Source organism: Modestobacter sp. SYSU DS0875, from assembly GCF_054050915.1.
Window position 1 is genome coordinate 1 of record NZ_JBJHAH010000057.1, and the last position, 3,267, is coordinate 3,267.

The 3,267-nt window shown below is 78.2% G+C and carries 3 protein-coding genes; 2 read left to right on the forward strand and 1 reads right to left on the reverse strand.

What is annotated here, in order from left to right; all coding sequences use genetic code 11:
• On the reverse strand, positions 1-1,126 hold a 1,126-nt coding region (locus ACI79Y_RS19540), incomplete at its 3' end, for a glycosyltransferase family 2 protein (RefSeq protein WP_457160085.1).
• Between the two features lie 309 nt (positions 1,127-1,435).
• Here ACI79Y_RS19540 and ACI79Y_RS19545 point away from each other — a divergent pair.
• Together ACI79Y_RS19545 and ACI79Y_RS19550 are read left to right on the forward strand one after the other, a co-directional pair.
• Positions 1,436-2,548: a hypothetical protein gene (locus ACI79Y_RS19545; protein ID WP_457160086.1), complete on the forward strand. Its 1,113-nt coding sequence runs from the start codon at positions 1,436-1,438 to the stop codon at positions 2,546-2,548.
• Between the two features lie 123 nt (positions 2,549-2,671).
• Positions 2,672-3,103 carry a MerR family transcriptional regulator gene (locus ACI79Y_RS19550; RefSeq protein ID WP_457160087.1) on the forward strand — a complete coding sequence of 144 codons (432 nt, stop codon included), beginning with the start codon at positions 2,672-2,674 and terminating at the stop codon, positions 3,101-3,103.
• The last annotated feature ends 164 nt before the right edge of the window (positions 3,104-3,267 follow it).

Consider the following 3,267-nt stretch of genomic DNA (forward strand, 5'->3'; position numbering starts at 1 on the left):
TGCTGGAGCCCCCCGGCGGGGGGGTGGGGCGGGCCCCCCCCCCGGGGAGGGGGCCGGGGGGGGGGCCCGCCGGCCCCCCCCCCCCCCCGGGACCGCTGCGCCGGTCGCGGACGGTGGCCTGCGCGCGCCGGCCCAGCTGCTGCCAGAAGCCGACGCCCCAGCCCAGGTGCATGGCCAGGAAGGCCGGCACGATGTAGCGCCGGGCCTCGGGGTCCACCTTCGGCGCCGTCGCCCGGTAGGCGACGGCCAGGGCCGCCGCGTACGGGGAGATCAGCGCGGCGGAGCGGAGCGGACGGCCGGCGAGCAGCGCACCGGCGGCCAGGGCGCACTCCACCACGAGGGCGGGCGCGGCCAGGTGCCGGGGGCGCACCGACTCGGGGTGCTTGAGGGCGACGTTGACCTTGCCGCCGCCGTAGCGCTTGTACTGCTTGGCGAGGTCGCGGATCGACTGCCGGCACTCCCAGTCGATGTGCAGGGCGGGGTCGAACAGGATCGTGTGGCCCGCCTCGCGCACGCGGTGGTCGAACTCGAAGTCCTGGTTGACCCGCAACTGCTCGTCCCAGCCGCCCAGCGCGCGGATCACCGAGACCGGGTAGGCCCCGAAGGGCACGTGCTCCACCTCGGTGGGAACCGTGCCGTAGTGGTAGGTGGAACCGCCGACCCCGAACCGGGAGGCCATCACCGCGGCGACCGCCTTGCCCGCCGGGGTGCGGCCGACGCCGTCCTTGCGACCGCCGACGCCGCCGTACCGGCCGGTCATCAGGTGCTTGGCAGCCAGCCGGACGTAGTCGGACGGGACCGCGGCGTGGGCGTCGATGCGCACCAGCCACTCGCCCTTGGCGTGGTTGACCGCGAGGTTGAGCGACACCGGGATCACGCCGGCCGGGTTGGTCAGCAGCTCGACCCGGGGGTCGCGCGCGGCGTACTCGGCGACGATCGCCGGGGTGGCATCGTCGGAGGCGCCGTCGACCACGATGACCTGGAGGTTGGCCCAGTCCTGGGCCAGGACCGAGTCGAGGCAGCCGCCGATCGACCGCTCCTCGTTCTTGGCCGGGATGACGACGGTCACCAGCGGCTGGGAGTCCTCGCCGCCCGGGATGTCGGTGGTCGTCGCCGTGTCGGTCATCGAGCGTCTGCCCTCCTCAAGCACCCGACCCGGAGTGGTCGGAGCCTGTTCGACTCTGCCCGAGGCGCCGTGGAGGGTCAATCAGAGGCCCGGCCGCTCGCCCCGCCGGGTGACGCCGCGCCCCCGCCGACGGTTGCGGGGTGGCCTCGACAGGGACGCAGCGTCACCTGGAGGCGACTCAGGGCGAACGGCTCTCCGTTCCAGCGGTCTCGCCGAGCGCGCTCGGCGTGCTCTCCCCCACAATCGGGCCCCGCGTTCACCCGTTCGGGTGATGGATCGCACGGACGAACCAGAACCGAGGAGGCCCCCGTGGCCCGCCGTCCCCCGGACCCCGGCACCGGCCTGCGCTGGGCCGAGCGCGGTCCGGCCGCCGACGCGATGGCCGGGTGCGGGCTCGGTGCCCTGGTCCTGCTGGCGGTGACCGCCGGGATCGGGCCGGCGATGATCGCCCTCGGCGTCTGCGCGCTGGTCGGCGCGGTGGTCCTCCTGGCGCCGCGGCGGGCCTCCCGGCCGGAGCCCCGCCGGCGCAGCGCGGCCCGGCACCTGGTGACCGGTGGGCTCGCGCTCACCGCCGGGGGCTGGTTGCTGGTGGGCGTGCTGCCGGCCGACGACCCGGTCCGGGCGACCGCCGCGGAGTCCGGCGCGGTTCCGCGCCCGGCCGGCGGGTCCACCGGGGAGCGGGTGCCCGGCGGGGCGCCCGGCGACCGGGCTGCCGACCCGTCCCTGGTGGGGACGACGTCCGACGACGACGCCGACCCGGCGGCGGACGGCGCACCGACGGAGGGGCCGGTGGTGGCTCCGCCGCTCCCCACGTGGGCGCCCCTGCCCGACGCCGACCGGCCGCGCCCGGTCACCGGATCCCCGGGCCCGGGCACGGGCACGGGCGGCCGCGAGGTGCCCGGCGCCCCGACCGCCCCGGGGACGACCGCCCCGGCGTCCACGGGCCCCGGCGCGCCGGGCTCCGACGGCCGGGTGCCGCCGACCGCCCCGGACGCCGGGCCCGGCAGCGGCCCGGCCGCACCCGTGCCCGCCCCGCCGGTCACCGAGGCCCCGGTCACCGCCCCGCCCGTCACCGGACCCCCCGCGGAAGAGCCCGTCCCGGAGGAGCCGCCGATCTCGTCCCCGCCCACCGAGGAGCCGACGATCTCCCCGCCGCCCGCGGAGGACCCTGCCCCGGAGGAGCCACCGATCTCCTCCCCGCCCACCGAGGAGTCGACGGTCTCCCCGCCGCCCGCGGAGGACCCCGCCCCGGAGGAGCCACCGATGTCCTCCCCGCCCACCGAGGAGCCGACGAGCACCACCGCAGCACCCAGCTCCGAACCGGCTCCGGCGCCGGCACCCCTCCCCCCTCCGGAGGAGGTCGAGGGTGGTGAGGCGGGCCCGGGCTGGGAGGATCTCGTGGACAGCTTCTTCGACGGCTGATCCGCAGACACCTCCGCACCGGCCCGGCCCGTACCCGAGGGTGAGCATCCGCGGTGACGCGGGCGCCGACGGGGTGAACGGGGGTCGGTCCCGGCGGGGCCGACGGGAGTCGTGGAGGTCGGGGTGCCGGAAGAACGGCTCATGCGGATCGGGGAGCTCGCCGCCCGTGCCGGGATCTCCCTGCCCACGCTCCGGCACTACGACGAGATCGGGCTGCTGATGCCGTCGGCCCGGACGGCGGGCAACTTCCGGCTCTACAGCGAGGCCGACTTCGAGCGGCTCATGGTGATCCGGCGGATGAAGCCGCTCGGCTTCTCGGTGGAGGAGATGCGCGAGCTGCTCCAGGTGGTGAGCGGCCTGCGCGCCGCCCGGGCGGCCGCGCTGCCGGAGCCCGCGGAGCTGCGCTCGGTGCTCGAGCAGTTCGTGGCGGCGGCGCGCGATCGGCGGCACCGGTTGCGGCGGCACCTGTCCATGGCCGACGAGTTCATCTCGATCCTCGAGTCGGAGGAGAGCGCCGCCGCACCGGGCGCCGCGCCGACCTCGACGGCCTCCTGACCGGTCCGGGGGGGGGGGGGGGGGGGGGGGGGGGGGGGGGGGGGGGGGGGGGGGGGGGGGGGGGGGGGGGGGGGGGGGGGGGGGGGGGGGGGGGGGGGGTGGGTGGGGGGGGGGCGGGGGGGGGGGGGCCGGGGGGGCCGCCCCCCCCCCCCCGCGCTCCGCAT